The sequence below is a fragment of the Pseudomonas putida genome (assembly GCF_028682175.1).
Lineage (GTDB): Bacteria > Pseudomonadota > Gammaproteobacteria > Pseudomonadales > Pseudomonadaceae > Aquipseudomonas > Aquipseudomonas putida_AD.
In genome coordinates, this window is sequence record NZ_JANHKS010000045.1 from 26,811 (window position 1) to 44,570 (window position 17,760).

15 protein-coding genes are annotated in these 17,760 nt (G+C 62.1%); 11 read left to right on the forward strand and 4 right to left on the reverse strand.

Annotated elements, in window-relative coordinates; genetic code table 11:
- Positions 1 to 51 precede the first annotated feature (51 nt).
- The 4 genes from NPS29_RS23290 to NPS29_RS23305 are packed head-to-tail and all read left to right on the forward strand — an operon-like array spanning position 52 to position 3,853.
- Positions 52 to 1,392 carry an epoxide hydrolase family protein gene (locus NPS29_RS23290; protein WP_274135435.1) on the forward strand — a complete coding sequence of 447 codons (1,341 nt, stop codon included), beginning with the start codon at positions 52 to 54 and terminating at the stop codon, positions 1,390 to 1,392.
- Positions 1,393 to 1,447: 55 nt separating this feature from the next.
- The gene (locus NPS29_RS23295) at positions 1,448 to 2,521 is read left to right on the forward strand and encodes an alpha/beta fold hydrolase (protein WP_274135436.1); all 1,074 of its coding nucleotides are present in this window, start codon (positions 1,448 to 1,450) and stop codon (positions 2,519 to 2,521) included.
- Between the two features lie 22 nt (positions 2,522 to 2,543).
- Complete coding sequence (locus NPS29_RS23300) at positions 2,544 to 3,053, forward strand: cytochrome P460 family protein (RefSeq protein WP_274135437.1); 510 nt, start codon at positions 2,544 to 2,546, stop codon at positions 3,051 to 3,053.
- Positions 3,054 to 3,076: 23 nt separating this feature from the next.
- Positions 3,077 to 3,853, forward strand: a complete 777-nt coding sequence (locus NPS29_RS23305; protein ID WP_274135438.1) for an alpha/beta fold hydrolase — start codon at positions 3,077 to 3,079, stop codon at positions 3,851 to 3,853.
- A 299-nt stretch (positions 3,854 to 4,152) separates the two neighbouring features.
- Here NPS29_RS23305 and NPS29_RS23310 read toward each other — a convergent pair whose 3' ends face one another.
- Both NPS29_RS23310 and NPS29_RS23315 read right to left on the reverse strand, forming a co-directional pair.
- The gene (locus tag NPS29_RS23310) at positions 4,153 to 5,244 is read right to left on the reverse strand and encodes an endonuclease/exonuclease/phosphatase family protein (RefSeq protein WP_274135439.1); all 1,092 of its coding nucleotides are present in this window, start codon (positions 5,242 to 5,244) and stop codon (positions 4,153 to 4,155) included.
- A gap of 9 nt (positions 5,245 to 5,253) precedes the next feature.
- Positions 5,254 to 5,913, reverse strand: a complete 660-nt coding sequence (locus NPS29_RS23315) for a YciC family protein (RefSeq protein ID WP_274135440.1) — start codon at positions 5,911 to 5,913, stop codon at positions 5,254 to 5,256.
- A gap of 190 nt (positions 5,914 to 6,103) precedes the next feature.
- Between NPS29_RS23315 and NPS29_RS23320 the strand changes: the two genes are divergently transcribed.
- The 7 genes from NPS29_RS23320 (at position 6,104) to lapD (ending at position 13,827) form a co-directional block, all read left to right on the forward strand.
- Positions 6,104 to 6,901, forward strand: a complete 798-nt coding sequence (locus NPS29_RS23320) for a DUF2076 domain-containing protein (protein ID WP_274135441.1) — start codon at positions 6,104 to 6,106, stop codon at positions 6,899 to 6,901.
- 232 nt (positions 6,902 to 7,133) lie between these two features.
- Positions 7,134 to 7,613 (forward strand): NYN domain-containing protein, encoded by a 480-nt coding sequence (locus NPS29_RS23325; protein WP_274135442.1) that lies wholly within the window; start codon positions 7,134 to 7,136, stop codon positions 7,611 to 7,613.
- Positions 7,614 to 7,754: 141 nt separating this feature from the next.
- A complete protein-coding gene (locus NPS29_RS23330; RefSeq protein ID WP_274135443.1) occupies positions 7,755 to 8,369 on the forward strand; it encodes a 3'-5' exonuclease in 615 nt (204 codons plus the stop codon).
- A 271-nt stretch (positions 8,370 to 8,640) separates the two neighbouring features.
- The gene (gene yedA, locus NPS29_RS23335; RefSeq protein ID WP_274135444.1) at positions 8,641 to 9,540 is read left to right on the forward strand and encodes a drug/metabolite exporter YedA; all 900 of its coding nucleotides are present in this window, start codon (positions 8,641 to 8,643) and stop codon (positions 9,538 to 9,540) included.
- A gap of 58 nt (positions 9,541 to 9,598) precedes the next feature.
- Positions 9,599 to 10,933 carry a DEAD/DEAH box helicase gene (locus NPS29_RS23340; RefSeq protein WP_274135445.1) on the forward strand — a complete coding sequence of 445 codons (1,335 nt, stop codon included), beginning with the start codon at positions 9,599 to 9,601 and terminating at the stop codon, positions 10,931 to 10,933.
- 243 nt (positions 10,934 to 11,176) lie between these two features.
- Entirely contained in the window at positions 11,177 to 11,872 is a 696-nt protein-coding gene (gene lapG / locus NPS29_RS23345) for a cysteine protease LapG (RefSeq protein WP_400609148.1), read from the forward strand.
- A gap of 8 nt (positions 11,873 to 11,880) precedes the next feature.
- The gene (lapD, locus tag NPS29_RS23350; RefSeq protein ID WP_274135446.1) at positions 11,881 to 13,827 is read left to right on the forward strand and encodes a cyclic di-GMP receptor LapD; all 1,947 of its coding nucleotides are present in this window, start codon (positions 11,881 to 11,883) and stop codon (positions 13,825 to 13,827) included.
- A gap of 249 nt (positions 13,828 to 14,076) precedes the next feature.
- Here lapD and NPS29_RS23355 read toward each other — a convergent pair whose 3' ends face one another.
- Together NPS29_RS23355 and NPS29_RS23360 are read right to left on the reverse strand one after the other, a co-directional pair.
- Positions 14,077 to 14,415 (reverse strand): tryptophan synthase subunit beta, encoded by a 339-nt coding sequence (locus NPS29_RS23355; RefSeq protein WP_274135447.1) that lies wholly within the window; start codon positions 14,413 to 14,415, stop codon positions 14,077 to 14,079.
- An 83-nt stretch (positions 14,416 to 14,498) separates the two neighbouring features.
- Positions 14,499 to 17,760 (reverse strand): VCBS domain-containing protein (locus NPS29_RS23360; protein ID WP_274135448.1); only part of this gene is annotated, 3,262 nt, incomplete at its 5' end.

Consider the following 17,760-nt stretch of genomic DNA (forward strand, 5'->3'; position numbering starts at 1 on the left):
GCGTGGCTAAGCCTACCCATCCGGGCCGGCCACTTCCCAAGGAGATTGATCATGCATGCAGCCATCCCCCCGATGACCTGGCAGCGTCGTCTGGCCGGTTCGGCCCTGGCGGGCGCCTTTGGCCTGGCGTTGTTTGCCGGTTCGACGCCCGCTGTTCTTGCAGCCGACCCTGCGAGTGCCGCCGTCCGCCCTTACAAGATTCATGTCGACGAAGCCGAGCTGGTCGATCTCAAGCAGCGCATCGCCCACACCCGCTGGCCGGACAAGGAAACGGTGGCCGATACCTCTCAGGGCGTGCAGCTCGCGCAGGTCCAGGCGCTGGTCAAGTATTGGGGCAATGGCTATGACTGGCGCAAGGCCGAGGCCCGGCTCAATGCGTTGCCGGAGTTCATCACCACCATCGACGGCGTGGACATCCAGTTCATTCACGTGCGCTCGCGCAATCCCCACGCCATGCCGCTGATCCTGACCCACGGCTGGCCGGGCTCGCAGTTCGAATTCCTCAAGACCATCGGCCCGCTGACCGATCCTGTGGCGTACGGCGGGAAAGTCGAGGATTCGTTCGACGTGGTGATTCCATCGATCCCCGGCCACGGTTTTTCCGGCAAGCCCACGGAGCTGGGCTGGGGGCCTGATCGCGTGGCCAAGGCCTGGGATGTGCTGATGAAGCGCCTGGGCTACAGCCACTATGTGTCCCAGGGAGGCGACCATGGCTCGGTGATTTCCGATGCACTGGGGCGCCTGGCGCCTCCGGGCTTGCTGGGCATTCACCTGAACATGCCGGCCACCGTGCCGCCGGAGCTGGTCAAGCCGATCAACAGCGGCGAGTCGGCGCCTACCGGCCTGGGCGGTGCAGAGCTGCGTGCCTATGACTCGCTGAAAACCTTCTTCGGCCGCAACGCCGCCTACGGCGCGATGATGGTGACCCGTCCGCAGACGATCGGCTATCTGCTGGCCGATTCGCCTGCCGGCACCGCCGCGTGGATGTACGAGAAATTTGCCGCCTGGACCGACAGCGACGGCCAGCCCGAGCGCGTGCTCAGCCGTGACGAAATGCTCGACGACATCAGCCTCTACTGGCTGACCAACACCGGTGCGTCCTCCTCCCGGTTCTATTGGGAGAACAACAACAATAATTTCAGCGCCGCCGCGCAGAAGACCGACACGATCACGGTGCCGGTGGCGATCACGGTATTCCCTCATGAAATCTACCGCGCGCCAAAAAGCTGGGCACAGCGCGCCTATCCTTCGCTTTCCTACTACAGCGAAGTGAACAAGGGCGGGCATTTCGCGGCGTGGGAACAACCCCAGTTGTTCAGCGAAGAACTGCGCAGCGCGTTCCGTCCACTGCGTGCCTCGGTCAAGTCCGACAGCGCCAAGGCCGGGCAATAACCGGTCTGTGACCACTATCTGTGCCGCCTGTGGCGGCTCGCAAAGGAGGTTCATCATGAAACTGACTGCAATCAACCCGAGCGCCGCGCCCCTGCGTCGGCGCCTGCTGGCTCCCTCGATCCTGGCCGTTGCGCTGCTGCAACTGGGCGCCTTGGGCGGGGCATGCTCCCAGGCCAGCGCCGCTGAGGTGGCCGCGACCACGATTGGCCCGATAACCGTTGGCAGCAACACTTCATTCGGTCCGCTCAAGCATGTGAAGGCCGGGCTGCTGGATGTGGCCTACGCCGAAGTCGGCCCGGCGGATGGGCCGCCGGTCATCCTGATGCACGGCTGGCCGTATGATATCCACAGCTACGTGGATGTGGCGCCTGCGCTGGCGGCCAAGGGTTATCGGGTGTTGATTCCCTACGAGCGCGGCTATGGCGACACGCGGTTTCTGTCGGCCAAGACCGTTCGCAACGGCCAGCCTGCGGCGCTGGCGGTGGACCTGATCGACTTCATGGACGCCCTGAAGATCAAGCAGGCAGTGATCGGCGGTTACGACTGGGGTGCGCGCACCGCCGACATCGTTGCAGCCCTGTGGCCTGAGCGGGTCAAGGCGCTGGTCGCGGTGAGCGGTTACCTGATCGGCAGCCAGGAAGCGGGCAAGGCGCCGTTGCCGCCGGCGGCCGAATTGCAGTGGTGGTATCAGTTCTACTTCGCCACCGAGCGCGGTCGCCTGGGCTATGAGAAAAACACCCATGACTTCGCCAAGCTGATCTGGAAACTGGCCTCGCCCAAGTGGGATTTCGACGACGCCACCTATGACCGCAGCGCAGCCGCCTTGCAGAACCCCGACCATGTGGCGGTCTCGATCTTCAACTACCGCTGGCGCCTGGGGCTGGTCAAGGGCGAGGCGCGCTACGACGCCATCGAGAAGAAACTCGCAGCCTTTCCGTCCATCAGCGTGCCGACCATCACCATGGAAGGCGACGCCAACGGCGCCCCGCACCCACCTGCTGAGGCCTACGCCAAGCGCTTCACCGGCAAGTACGAGTACCGCCTGATCAGCGGCGGCATCGGCCACAACCTGCCCCAGGAAGCGCCGCAGGCGTTCGCCCAGGCGATTGTCGACGCCGATCATCTTTGAGCCGGTTGTGAGGAACGCAGCGATGAAACTCAAGCGACTGACGGCCATTGGCGTCATTGCGGGAACGGTCGCGCTGGCCACTGCTGGAGTCGCCCTGGGCGATTCCAGTGATGCCCAGGTGTCGCCGATCTACGGGGTCAAGGTGCCCGAGGGCTACAGAAAATGGGTGTTGATCGCCCCCGCACAGGAGGCCGCGCCCTTGAATGAACTGCGTGCGGTGGTCGGCAACGAGGTGGCGATCAACGCCTATGAAGGCGGTGTGCTGCCGTTTCCCGACGGCACGGTGCTGGTCAAGCTGGCTTGGAAGCACGTCCAGTCGCCCGAATTCGAGCCCGCATCGATCCCCGGCGCCGCCACCACGGTTCAGGTGATGGTCAAGGACTCGAAGAAATACGCCTCCACCGGCGGCTGGGGATTTGGCCGCTTCATCGACGGCAAGCCTGCCGATGAAGCTCAACACCAAACCTGCTTCGCCTGCCACCAGGCTCGCGTGCAAAACCACGATTACGTCTTCACCCGATTCGCGCCGTGACGGCGTCCATCAAGGAGTTATCCATGAACAAGCTCTTCGTCGCACTGACGTTTGCGGCCAGCCTGGTAGTGGGCGCCAATGCGTCTGCCCAGCCCGAGAAACCCACGGTCGTGCTGGTGCACGGCGCCTTTGCCGATGCATCGAGCTGGAACGGCGTGGTGCAGATTCTGGAAAAGGACGGTTACCCGGTGGTGGCTGCGGCCAACCCGCTGCGTGGGGTCAAGAGTGACGCCACCTCGATCTCCAACCTGATCGCCAGCATTGCGCACCCGGTGGTGCTGGTGGGCCACTCCTATGGCGGCAACGTCATCAGCGAAGCCGCCAACGACCGGCCCAACGTCAAGGCGCTGGTGTATGTCAGTGCTTTCGCGCCGGAAGCCGGAGAGACCGTCGCCGGGCTGGCAGGAAAATTCCCCGGCAGCACGCTCGGCCCGACACTGGCACCGGCGGTCCCCCTGGCCGATGGTGGCAAGGACCTGTACATCCAGCAGGACAAGTTTCACGACCAGTTCGCCGCGGATGTTCCTGCTCCCCAGGCCGCGCTGATGGCCGCGACCCAGCGACCGGTCACCGAAGCTGCGTTGAACGAGAAGGCGGGCAACCCTGCGTGGAGACACATTGCGTCCTGGTACATCTACGGCGACAAGGACAAGAACATCCCGCCACAAGCTATGGCGTTCATGGCCAAGCGGATAAATGCCAGGGAAGCCGAAGTCATCCAGGGCGCCTCCCACGTGGTCATGGTTTCCCATCCTGAAGCTGTGGCGCGTTTGATCGAGAAGGCCGCGACGGCCAATTGATGGTTAAGCGGATCGTAGGTGCGCATGATGTCCGCTTTTGTTTCTGAATCGGATGTGCGCCTGACGTCCGCGTTTGATTCTGCCCGGAGGGCGTGGGAGCTGGCTTGCCTGCGATCTGCCGGGAACCGGCAGTAAATCCGGTGCATGCGGTGTGTCTGGTACGACCGAGGTTGATGGTTTTACTGCCGCTGCGCGCCAGACCGCGGGCAAGCCCGGCTGCTACGCCCTTCGGGCAGAAGCGGATCGCGGGTCTGTCTGACATCCGCTTTTGTTTCTGCCCGGAGGGCGTGGGAGGTGATTTACTGCGCAGCAGGCAACAGAAAGCGTCCAATCACCGGCAGGTGGTCGGAGATCTGCAGGGTGTCGGCCTGGCGGACCTGTGCGTCAACACGCTTCAGGGTCGGGCTGTAGAAGAGGTAGTCGAGGGTGCGGTCCGGCCCGCTGATGCGTGGGTCGTTCGGGAAGCGGGTGTACCACTTGCGCCGATCCTCGCCGTTGGTGTCGTCATTGCTGGGGATCATCGGGTATTTCTCCCACAGCGCATGCAATTGGCTTTCTGGCGAATATTGCGCGCGTTGCTCGGCGGGCAGGCGTTGGTATTGGCCTTGGGGCAGCAGGTTGAAGTCGCCACCACTGATCCACGGGATGCCGTTTTGCTCGAACCCGTCGAGCAACTGCGTGGTGGCCGCGACCTGGCGTTGCAAGGTGTCGTCGCCTTCGTGGAAATCGCCCAGATGGGTATTCACCACGGCCAGGTGCCCGTCATCGGCCAACGGCAGGTAACTGACCAGCAATGCGCGGCGGGGCTCGAATTGGCGGCCGATCAGGTTGCCCTCTGGGGAGGGCAGTTGCAGGCGCTCGGCCTTTTCAATGCGAAAGCGGCTCAGGGTCGCGAGCTTCATGCCGACGCTGCCGAAGATGTGCGGATCGGGGACGAAATCCGATTTCCAGTAGAAGGCTTCGGTGCTGCACGGGTACAGGTCAGTGACGCGCTCCTTCAACAGGGCCAGTTGGTTGGTGTAATCGGTGTTCTTGGCGCCGTCGTTCACCTCCTGCAACAGCACGATGTCCGGCTGTTCGTCGCGGATTACCCGGGCGACTTCGTCGAGGTTGTAGGCGATGTCCTGAATGGTAGGGCGCTTGTCCGGGCCGCTGCCGTCGGCCATGTCGTACCAGAACACGTAGCGTTTGCCGGCCAGGTACTGGATGTTCCAGGTCATGACCTTGAGCGCCTGACCGGGTACCAGGACCGGAGGCGCCGCGCCTCTGGCGTTGCAGGAAACTGGCATGCGTTCGTGCCTGGCCGGATGCCAGGTCAGGTTGTAGATCAGCCCCGCGATCAGCGCGAGCAACAGGGCCAGAAACACGCCATAACGCAGCAGGCGGGGCATCGACGCTCCTCAGGACGGTCGTGAAGGCTCGTCGATCAGCATGAACAGACGGAACATCACCACGCTGATGAACAACTGCAGGAAGCTGGAAATGGAGTCCACCGCCAACGACAGCATCGGGCTTTGCTGTTCAGGCAGTACGTAGAAGCTCAGGCCTTCGAGCACCGACAGCGGGATGTAGACGAACAGCACGCAGACCAGAATGCGCACCACATGGCCGCGGGTCATCTTGAAGCTTTCGCGCATGGCATCCAGCGGGCCCAGGCCGCGCAGCACCAGCAGGTACTCGGAGAACACCAGTTTGATCATCACCCAGACACCGGGAACGATGAACAGCGACAGGCCCGCCATGATCAGCAGGGTGCTCAGGGCGGTCAGCACGGCGAACGTCGGCCACAGGCGTAGCGTGGCGGCGAACAGATCGCGCTTGGCGGGCGTTTCGCCCCGGGTTTTGGCGTCCAGGAACAGGATTAGACCACCGGTGTACAACGGGTAGAACGCAAGGCCGATGAGCAGTTGCCAGCTTGCCGAGCCGTCTGGTGCCGAGCTGCCCAGCACTTGCTTGGTCAGGGCTTCGAGTATCACCAGCGGCAGGCACAACGACAGGATGCTGACGAAATGACGCCGGAAGAAGTAAAGCGAGTCTTGAATGATGGTCAGCGGATTCATGAAAGGATCACAGGAAAAAGCAGGCCGACACTTTAACGTAGAGCCGGTGAGCGGGCCAATCGGATGGGCGGTCGCAGGCTTCTTAACTTTTTCTACATCCTATTGAAAGCCCCTTGAAACACCCCATTACTGTTTGTGTCTGACACTTGCGTCAGTCACAGAATTCCTACGGCAATCTAACGAGGTCGCCATGCACAGCGAAGAGCAAACCCTGATCGATGGCTTGTTTACCAAACTCAAGCAAGCGGAAACCGATTCGGCCCCACGAGACGCCCAGGCCGAGGCGCTGATCAAGGAGCACCTGACCCGGCAACCTGCCGCGCCTTACTACATGGCGCAGGCGATCCTGGTGCAGGAGGTCGCGATCAAGCAGCTGGAGGCCCAGAGCCGCCAACGCGACGAACAGATCCAGCAATTGCAGGCCGAGCTGCAGCGCGCCAAGGCCCAGGCGCCCGCGCAGGGCGGCGGTGGCTTCTTGTCGAGCATCTTCGGTGGTGGCTCGCGCGAGCCGCAACAGCCGCAGCAGCCGGCTTCTTCTTTTTCGCGCCCGTCCAGTCCTCCTCCGTCCTCGGGTGGCTGGCGCGACAATGGCCCGTCCAGCCCACCGCCCTACAACGCGCCACAGCAGGGCAACTACGCTCCACCGCCGCAACAACAGGCGCCGGCTGCGCCGTTTGGTAGTGGCTTTTTGGGTGGTGCGCTGAAAACCGCAGCGGGCGTGGCAGGCGGTGTGATGCTGGCTGAAGGCATCAGCAGCCTGTTCCACCACAACAGCCAGCCGCAGGAAATCGTCGAGATCATCGAAGAACAGCCTGCGCAGCCAGCCAGTAACAACGATTTGGGCAATGGCAGCGGTTGGGGCGACGATCAGCAGCGTGTCACCAGCAACGATGGCTGGGGCAATGACTCCGGCGGTTTTGCCGATACCGACTACGGCAGCGACGATGGCGGCTTTTTCGGCGGCGATGATGACGATTCGTACGTATGATCGCTGAACCGCATATCCCCCGTAGCAGCACGGCTTGCCGGCGGGGGCGGTGTGTCAGGCAACCCTGCATTGGCTGACACGCCGCTCCCGCCGGCAAGCCGTGCTGCTACGGGGTATGTCGTTGCAGGCCTTAAAGCAAACGCTTCTCTTCAATCCCCTCCCCAAACTGGCATACTGAGCGCCGGTCCGGTTTTCGGACCGTTGTCGCCTGTCAGCGCATCGAGGAGTTCCGGTGAGAAGAATCGCGGTGTTTGCCGACGTACAGAACCTGTATTACACGGTGCGTCAGGCCCATGGTTGCCACTTCAACTATGCCGCACTCTGGGCGGACATCAGCAAGCGCGGGCAGATCGTCGAGGCCTACGCTTACGCCATCGACCGTGGCGACAGCAAACAGCAGCAATTCCAGCAGATCCTTCGTAACCTGGGATTCACCGTCAAGCTCAAGCCCTATATCCAGCGCAGCGATGGCTCGGCCAAGGGCGACTGGGATGTGGGCATCACCATCGACATCATGGACGTAGCGCCGAATGTCGACGAAGTGGTGCTGGCCTCCGGCGACGGTGATTTCGACCTGCTGCTCGACCGTATCATCAGCAAGCACGGCGTCGAGGCAGTGGCCTACGGTGTGCCAGGGCTGACCGCGAATTCGCTGATCCGCGCCGCCAGCCGCTACGTGCCGATCGAGGGCGGGTTGCTGCTCAAGAATTAGCAGGCTCCACGGACCTGTAGGAGTGAGCTTGCTCGCGATTGCGGTCCGACTGCCAATACGATGTTGAATCATCCGCCGTCATCGCGAGCAAGCTCACTCCTACAGGTGGGTTGCGTCGAATCACAGAATCAAGGTTTACCCATGCAAGAACGCATCGCCGTCATCGACTTCGAAACCACCGGCATTTCCCCAGGCAGCGGTTGCCGGGCGACCGAGATTGCCGTGGTGATCATGGAGCAGGGCGTCATCGTCGAGCGCTACCAGAGCCTGATGAACGCCGGCGTGCGCATCCCGGGCTTCATCGAATCCCTGACCGGCATCAGCAACAGCATGCTGCGCACGGCACCGCCGGCCGATCGGGTCATGAACGAAGTCGCCGAATTCGTCGGCCTGACACCGCTGGTGGCGCACAACGCCGCGTTCGACCAGAAGTTCTGGGATTACGAACTGTCGCGCATCAAGCGCACCCGCGAGCAGAGCTTCGCCTGTTCGATGCTGCTCGCCCGACGCCTGATGCCCAGCGCACCCAACCACAAGCTCGGGACCCTGACCTCCTGGGCGGGCCTGCCCAATACCGGCAAGGCACACCGGGCGATGGCCGACGCCGAAATGGCTGCCAACCTCACCGCGCACCTGAGCCTTGAATTGCGCAATACCCACGGGATCGCCGCTGTTTCCCACCAGTTACTCTGCAAGTTGCAGAAAGTGCCGGCGAAGAAAATGATCGACGCCATCAGCAAACACCGCGGGGCTTGAGTTCACTGAACGCTGTAGGAGCGCGCTTGCCCGCGACGGCGATCTGCCTGTGACAAACAGGTTGAGAGACACACCGCTGTCGCGGGCAAGCGCGCTCCTACAGATGCAGTGCGTCATGCAGTAGGTCTTCGTGGGGCGTGTGAAAGTGTACGGGTCGAATAATCTGCAGTTGTTACTGATTATGTAAACGCTGTCTCCTTAAAATGGCACCTCAAAAAACACTCCGGTGAATCCTGATGAGGTACTCACCGAATAAAAAGTTGAGCCGCTCATGCCTGCCACTCGCCGTTTTCCCCTGCTGCTGATCGGGGCCTTTTTCGCGCTCTATGTGATCTGGGGCTCCACCTACCTTGCCATCCGCATCGGTATCGAAACCTGGCCACCATTGATGATGGCCGGTGTGCGTTTCACCATCGCCGGTTCCATCCTGTTTGCCTTCATGCGCTTTCGCGGCGCGCCGATGCCGACCTGGAAAGAGTGGAAAGCCTCGGCCATGATCGGCTTCCTGTTGCTGGCTTGCGGCAACGGCGCGGTGACCCTGGCCGAGCACAACGGCGTGGCGTCAGGCGTGGCGGCATTGGCGGTGGCCGTGGTGCCGCTGTTCACACTGCTGTTCGGCCTGCTCTGGGGGCACCGCAACACCTCGCTTGAGTGGGCGGGGATCGTGCTGGGCCTGATCGGCATCGGCCTGCTCAACCTGGGTTCCAACCTGCAGGCAAGCCCGCTGGGCGCGGCGCTGGTGATCTTCGCCGCCGCGACCTGGTCGTTCGGTTCGGTCTGGAGCCGCTACTTGCCGCTGCCCCCAGGCGCCATGGCCAGTGGCTGCGAAATGCTCACCGCTGGCGCCATGATGCTGATCGGCAGCTACGTCAGCGGCGAGCGCATGGTTCAATCCCCCGGCACCTCCGGCTGGCTGGTGATGGCGTACCTGGTGGTGTTCGGCTCCATCGTCGCGTTCAGTTCCTACATGTACCTGCTGAAAAACGTGCGCCCTGCGGCCGCCACCAGCTACGCCTACGTGAACCCCGCTGTGGCGGTGATGCTGGGTGTCCTGTTCGCCGATGAACACATTGGTGCGGCGGAAGCGGCGGCCATGTGCGTCATCATCAGCGCCGTCGTGTTGATCGGCTTGCCGCAGTGGCGCAAGCAGAGTGCAGTGCAGACAGGGTAAACTTACGTATTGGCTAATCTACAGCCCCTATGTGCTGACCCTTTTTCACGGTACCCCCATGACATTCGCCTCCCTTGGCCTGATCGAACCCCTGCTGCGTGCCCTTGAGGCACTTGGCTACCAGACGCCCACTCCCATTCAGGCCAAATCCATCGCGCCTGTGCTCGAAGGCCGCGACCTGATGGCCGCTGCCCAGACCGGCACCGGCAAGACCGCAGGTTTCGCCCTGCCGCTGCTGCAACGCCTGACCATGGAAGGCCCGAAAGTCGCCGCCAACTCGGTGCGCGCGCTGGTGCTGGTGCCGACTCGCGAGCTGGCCGAACAGGTGCATGAGGCGATCCGTCAGTACGCCGAACACCTGCCGTTGGCCACGTACGCGGTGTACGGCGGTGTCAGCATCAACCCGCAGATGATGAAACTGCGGCGCGGAGTCGATGTGCTGGTGGCGACCCCGGGCCGGCTGCTGGACCTGCATCGTCAGAACGCGGTGAAGTTTTCCCAGGTTCAGACCCTGGTGCTCGACGAAGCCGACCGCATGCTGGACCTGGGCTTCTCCCAGGAACTGCGTGATATCTACGCAGCCTTGCCCAAACGCCGGCAGACGTTGCTGTTCTCGGCCACCTTCTCCGACCCGATCCGCGCACTGGCCGGGCAAATGCTCGATAACCCGCTGAGCATCGAAGTCAGCCCGCGTAACGTCGCGGCGTCCTCGGTCAAGCAATGGGTGGTCACCGTCGACAAGAAGCGCAAGAGCGAGCTGTTCATCCATCTGCTGAAAAAGCAGCGTTGGGGCCAGGTGCTGGTGTTCGCCAAGACCCGCGTCGGCGTCGATCAACTGGTTGACCGTCTGCAGGGTCTGGGCATCAATGCCGACGGCATTCACGGCGACAAGCCGCAAGCGACCCGCCAGCGCGCGCTGGACCGCTTCAAGACCAACGGAGTGCAGATCCTCGTTGCGACCGACGTCGCGGCCCGCGGCCTGGACATCGACGACCTGCCGACCGTGGTCAACCTCGACCTGCCTACCGTTGCCGAAGACTACGTGCACCGCATCGGTCGTACCGGCCGTGCCGGGCAGACAGGCGAGGCGATCTCCCTGGTTTGCGCCGACGAAGTCGACCTGCTCAGCGCCATCGAAGTCCTGACCCGCCAGACCCTGCAACGCAAGGAAGAGCCGGATTTCGAGCCCGAGCACCGGGTCCCGGTGACCGACTCCTCGGGGCAGATTCTGAAGAAACCGAAAAAGCCGAAGAAGCCGAAAGTCAGCGGCGGCGGCAAGCGCAATCTGGGCAAGTGGGTCGACAGTGGCGACGCTGCGCCGGAAGCGCCGGCGGCCAAGCCTGTGCGCAAGGTGCCGGTGTTCAATACCGGACCGCGCAAGCGTAAGCCGTAACCGCGCCGCGCCGCGTTACGTTCGTAGCAGCCGGGCTTGCCCGCGGGCAGCGGTGTGTCAGTCAATAGAGGATTCACTGATACACCGCTGCCCGCCGGCAAGCCGGGCTGCTACAGTTGGGGTGTTGTGAATGGAATCGACGTGAGGTAACAGGGAGCGATGATCTCACTACGCCATTGTCTTTTCCCGCCCAAGCCCTCACCATCTGCTCCGGTTCTCCGCTCGCCCGATGGACTAGACGAATTGGCAGTACGTTCCGCCCACAAGCGCCCCGGATTCTGGTTGCTTCTGGCGCTTGCACTGACGTGCACGGCGTGTGCGAGCTATCTGAGTGCCGATTGGGACTTTTCCCTCATCAGCCGTCGGGCCGAATCGCTGTATGGGCCTCTGGGGGCCGGCAAGCAGCGCATCGATGCCTGGCAGAATCTGCTGTCGACCGAAAAGCAGATCGGCGAGATGGACAAGCTCAAAGTGGTGAACCAGTTCTTCAACAAGCAGATGCGCTACGAAGAAGACATCGACCTGTGGCATGAGGTCGATTACTGGGCAACGCCTGTGGAGTCCTTGATCAAGGGCGCAGGTGACTGTGAAGACTACGCCATCGCCAAGTATTTCAGCCTGCGCCGCCTGGGTGTGCCCAGCGAGAAGCTGCTCATCACCTACGTCAAGGCATTGCGTCTGAACCGTGCGCACATGGTGCTGACTTACTATTCGAGCCCCAATGCAATGCCGCTGGTGCTCGACAGTCTGATCGACGAAATCAAACCCGCCAACCAGCGGCAGGATCTCCTGCCGGTCTACTCCTTCAATGCCGAGGGGTTGTGGCTGCCGGGCGCGCAGGGCAACAAGAAAGTCAGCGATACCAAGCGTCTGTCCCGTTGGCAGGACGTTTTGAAGAAAATGGCCGCCGAAGGCTTCCCGGCCGAGCCTGAGAATTAGGAGCTCTGATGTCTCTGTTCAAACAGCTGTTGATCGCTATCTGTCTGTTTCTGGTGGTCGCGTTCGCGGGCAGCTTTGTCGTCAGCCTGGAAAGCTCGCGGGCCCAGTACGTCAACCAGTTGCGCTCACATGCCCAGGATGCGGCGACGTCGCTGGCGCTGTCGCTGACGGCCAACATCGACGACCCGGCGATGGTCGAACTGATGACCACCTCGATCTTCGACAGCGGCTACTACGCGAGCATTCGTGTGGTGGACCTGGCGACCAACGCGGTAATCGTCGAGCGCAGTGCAACCCCTGACAACCAGGGTGTGCCGCAGTGGTTCATCAATGCCATCGGCCTTGAGCCGGCGGGCGGCGAGGCCATCGTCAGCCGGGGTTGGGAGCAGGCGGCGCGGGTCGAGGTGGTCAGCCATCCGATGTTCGCCCTGGCCAAGTTGTGGCAGAGCGCGCTGGGTAGCCTGGGCTGGCTGGTAGTGTGTGGCATCGTCAGCGCGATTCTCGGTGCGATGCTGCTGCGTCGGCAGTTGAAGCCGCTCGATTACATGGTCGAGCAGTCCCAGGCTATCGGCCGTCGCGAGTTTCTGACCTTGCCTGAGTTGCCTCGCACGCCGGAATTGCGGCGGGTGGTTCAGGCGATGAACCAGATGGTCGAGAAGCTAAAGGCGCTGTTCAAGGAGAGCACCGAGCGCAGCGAGAAACTGCGGGTGGAGTCTTATCAGGACAGCCTGACGGGGCTGTCGAACCGGCGCTATTTCGACATGCAGCTCAAGGCTCATGTCAGCAGTCAGGAGGAGCACCGCGCAGGCCATCTGTTGCTGCTGCGAGTACAGGATCTGACGGGCCTGAACCAGCGGCTGGGCGGCAAGCGTACTGACGCATTGTTGATCGCGGTGGCGCAGGTGCTGAGCAATCACTGCGAAAAATATCCGAAGATCCGCAACCTTATCAGCCGCTCCCGCGGTGGTGAGTTTGCCGTTCTGGCGCCGGGCATGGAACGCGATGAGGCGCTGGAGCTGGTCAAGGACCTTGAGCAGGCGCTGCAGGTACTGGGTGCTACCGGTGCTTCCGACCTGTCACCGGTCGCGCACATGGGCCTGGCCGCTTATACGCCGGGTGAGGCGCCGTTGACCTTGCTGGGGCTGGCCGACCAGGCGCTGTCGGTAGCCGAAACCCAGGGCGAGCAGACCTGGAGCTACGCCGAGAATGGCCTTGTGGCGAGCGTGGGTGACGATCAGCACACCTGGTATCGCACGCTGGATCATGCGCTGACCCATGGCCGCTTCGAGCTGTTTTTCCAGCCTGTGGTCGAGTCGGCCAGCCCTGACCGGGTGCTGCATTACAAAGTGCTGTCGCGGCTGATCAACGAGCAGGGCTACGCCATCGCGGCAGGACGGTTCCTGCCGTGGATCGAGCGCTTTGGCTGGTCGAGCCGGCTGGACCTGATGATGCTCAAGCAGGTGCTGGCGCATCTTGAAACCCACGATCAAAGCCTGGCGCTGAACCTCTCGGCGCCGACGCTGGCTGACGCCGATGCGCTGGATCAGGTGTTCGAATTGCTGCGTCAGCATCCGAAGGTGGGCTCGCGCCTGACGTTCGAGATCGGCGAGGAACAGTTGCCGGAACAGGCGGTGCTGGAGAAGTTGGCGCGTCGGTTGAAGTCGGCCGGGTTCTCCCTGGCCCTGCAGCGTTTTGGCGGGCGCTTCAGCATGATCGGCAACCTGGCGCATCTTGGCCTGGCGTACCTGAAGATCGACGGCAGTTACATTCGCGCCATCGACGAAGAAAGCCACAAGCGGCTGTTCATCGAAGCGGTTCAGCGTGCTGCGCATAGCATCGATTTGCCATTGATCGCCGAACGGGTCGAGACCGAGGGCGAGCGCAAGGTGATCGTCGAGATGGGCATGGAAGGGGTGCAGGGCCAGTTGGTCGGTGACCCTGCGCCGTGGAAGTGATGGCGGGGTAATAGACAAGACCGGTAAACGCAGTTCTGTGGGAGCGGGCTTGCCCGCGAAGGCGATAGATCAGTCAGCTTCGATGCGTCTGATCCGACACCTTCGCGGGCAAGCCCGCTCCCACAGGATCAGCGATGTTCACAACATTTGCGTACAAAGCCCATTCATAGCAGCCGGGCTTGCCCGCGGGCGTTCCTGAGGGCGCCCCCGCCGGCAAGCCGTGCTGCTACGTTTCGGATTCTTGCTTCTTCAAATCAACCGCGTTTCATCATCATTGATCAAATCGCTCAGGCCGCCCAGGGTTTCACGGGCCTGGGTACGGTCCATCAACTTCGCCTGGGCTGCCGGGGGCAGGTCGGTGATGTTGAGGATTCCTTTGCTGGTCAATACCTGAATCAAGTCGTCGAGTACCCGGATCATGTCCGTGTCGCTCAACTTCAACTTGTTCAGGCTCTTTTCAACGATCTCGTTGGCGTACCACGCCTGGATCTCGTGATCGTCGGCCGGTAGCTGGTCTGTCGCCTCGGCAAAGGCTGCCGCCTCCACACGAACAAGCACACCCTCTGCATCGCGCTGAACGTAAAACATGGCTCATTCCTCATTGAATGCAACGGCTGGCAGCCGTCGGTAACGGCTGCCAGCACAGTACATCAGCTCACGCGACTGATCTATCAGTGATGATCGACCTTGATGGTCGGATCAGTACCTTGAACCAGAGATTTGAGCATGTCGTTGTTCCAGGTCACGCCTTCGACCTTGATATGCACATCGGCCGTGCTGCCAGCGTTCGCCGCCGTGGTCGCGGTGGTGAACTTGCCTGCACTGCTGACTTCGATGGTGGTGTCCTTGCCATCGTTGGTGATCTGCAGGTACTTGCTCAGGTTGTTGAGGTCGTTGCTGTCCTCGCCTTGCAACAGGTCATGCAGATCGATCTTGTCGACCTTCTCGCTGAAGCCCTTGATCACGTCGAAGCCACCGCTGTTGGTGTCGCCAGCCTGCCAGACAAAGGTGTCCTTGCCGCTGCCACCGACCAGGATGTCGTTGCCCTTGCCGCCGATCAGGGTGTTGGTGCCGCCCTGGCCGAACAGGATGTCATCGCCGTTGCCGCCCAGCAGGGTGTCGTTGCCGTCTGCCAGCAGCGGGAACTTGCTGGTGTCGTAGGTATTGGACCCGTTGGCCAGTTTCGAGACATCGTCCACGTGGCTGGAGATGAATTGATGCAGTGCCTTGTCATCGATGGTCGATACGTTGACTTTCAACGCATCGGCCGCGAATGCCTTGAGCGCCGCAGTCCCTTCCAGCGTGCCGTAGTGGATGGCGTCACCGAACAGGATGTCGTTGCCGTCGCCGCCGGTGACGGTGTCCTTGCCAGGACCGATCAGGGTTTCGTTGCTCAGGATCGCGTCCTTGAGCTTGGAAACGTCAATGACATTCTGCGAGTGGTTGTTGGTGTCGTACTTGTCCAGCGCGCTGGTGTTCAGGCCAATCGCTTCGATACCGTTACTTGCTGCTGCCAGTTTGTTGTAGGCGGCAGTGGTGTGCGAATCGAGCGTGCTGCCGACGCCTTTGATGCTGGAGTCGAACACGTTCGGCTGACCGTCGGTGATGAAGAAGGTCAACTTCTGCGCACCGGCGTTCACCGCATCGCTGCTGCCGAACCAGGAAGTGGTCTTGTTGAAAACCGCCTCATAGTTGGTGTTGCCGCTGGCTTTCAGGCCGTCCAGGTAGTTGTTCAGCGTGGTCAGGGCGCCGGCTTTCGACAGATCGACCGTGATGCCGTTGGCCGCACTGCTGGCGAAGTTGGTCAGGTAGATCTTGACGGTGCCGGCCTGCTCGCTGGTTGCCGCAGCAGCCAGAGTCGAGAACACCTGCTTCATCTGATCAACCATGGTTTTCAGGTTGCCGGACATGCTGCTCGAGGTGTCGACCATGAACGCGATGTCGTAGTTCTGACCCTTGACCAGCTTCATCGCGCTGACGTCCGCCACGACGATGTCGTTGGTCGCGGTACCTGTGACAGTGCTGTCGCCGGCCGTGCCTTCGGTGGCCTTGTAGGTGCCTGCATCGACAGTGACGACGATGTTCTTGCTGTCGGTCGCGGTCGCCGTGGCGCCAGGCACGCCCACCAGCGCTTTCTCCGTGGCGGTCGCAGTGACGTTCAGGGTGAACTGGCCGCTGTAGTAGGCCGTCTTGACGGTGAGGCTTGCCAGATTCCAGGTGCTGACATCCAGCCCTTTGGCCGCATCGGCCAGGGTTGCGCTGTGTCCTTCACCATCGGTAATGATGCCGTTGGCCAGGGCCTTGGCGTCGCCGGTGGAGCTGGTGAGCTTCAGGACCAGAGTATGCGTCTCGGAGCCGTCTTGGCTGTCGGTGAAGGTTGCGGCAACCGGAGCCAGCTTGACCACGCCATTTTCCAGACCGTGGTTGAGCTCGTAACCGGCGTAGTAACCCTCGCCTTTGACGCCGCTGACTTCATTGAGGTCCGAAACGGTCAGGCCCGAATTGGTCAGGTCGGTCAACGAAGCGTACAGCGGCACGTTGGCACTGGTCAGCGCCACAGTCTGGCTGGTGTTGCCGACGGTGGTGGTCAGGTTGATGTTGTAGTTGCCCGCACCCGCCTGGTTGTAGTGGTAGATGTCCAGGGTGTAATAGCCAGTCGCGGTGGGCGTGTAACCCGTCGCGCTGATCGCGCCGCCGGCAGTGCCCCACGCCGCGTTGGCAACGGTCTTGCCGCCGATGGTGATCAGCAGGCTGTCGTCCGCCGAGCCACCGAAGGTGTAGGTCTTGCCGGCTTCCAGGTAGATCAGGCCGGACAGCTTGGTGCCGGTCCCCTCGACAACGTTGCTCTCGCTGGCGTTGGTTGCGGTGGTCTCGCTGGTCGGGGCCGGCGCGCTGGCGAAGCCCGCCTTGATGGTGTCTTCGCTTGCACCGTTGCCGTTGTTACCCATGTTTTGCAGGGTCTTGACCCAGACGTCCTTGACCAGACCGGTGCTGGTGATCACGTCGCTGCCGACGGTCACGTACGGCTGATCGACGACCGGAGTGACGTTGATGGTGCCAGTCGCCTTGCTGCTTGCCAGGCCCAGGTTATCCACAGCGGTGTAGTTGAAGCTGGTGCTGCCGCTCCAGTCTGCAGTCGGCTTGAAGTAGATCGTCGCCGAATTGTTCGTGGCTGCGATGTTGCTGAGGTTGGTCAGCTCGATCGTGGCATTGGCATCGCTGTAGAACTTGCCGTGACTGCTCAGGTCGTCCAGGTCGGACAGGCTGAACTTGCTCACGGTGCCGTCGACATCGTTGCCGCTCAGGGTGATGGCGATTGCAGGCGTGGTTTGACCGGCATCTTCCAGGCCCGTTGCGCTGGTGGCGTTGGCCACAGGCGCGTCGTTGGTGCCGGTGACGACGATGGTCAGAACCGAACTGCTGCTCAGGCCGGCCTTGTCGGTAACGGTGAACGGCACGGTCAGTGTCAGTTTTTCACCGGCGGCCAGGTGTTGATACGCCTGGTTGCTGGCATCCAGTGTCCACACGCCTGCGTCGTTGACGCTGAAGCCGGCTGGCTTGTTGGCGTTGGCGACCGAGTAGTGCAGTACATCGTTGTCGTCGACATCGGTGGCTTGCAGCTGGCCTGTGGTGGTGGTGTCTTCCACGCCGGTACCGGAACTGAGCTTGGCCACAGGCGCATCGTTGGTGCCGGTAACGGTGATGGTCAGTACCGAAGTGCTGCTCGCACCGGCCTTGTCGGTGACGGTGAACGGCACGGACAGGGTGGTGGTCTGGCCTGCGGCCAGGTGCTGGTACGCCGCGTTGCCGGCGTCCAGAGTCCACTGGCCAGCGGCGTTGACGCTGAAGCCGGCTGGTTTGCTGGCATCGGCGACGCTGTAGGTCAGTACATCGCCTGCGTCGACGTCGGTCGCCTGCAGTTGGCCTTTGGTG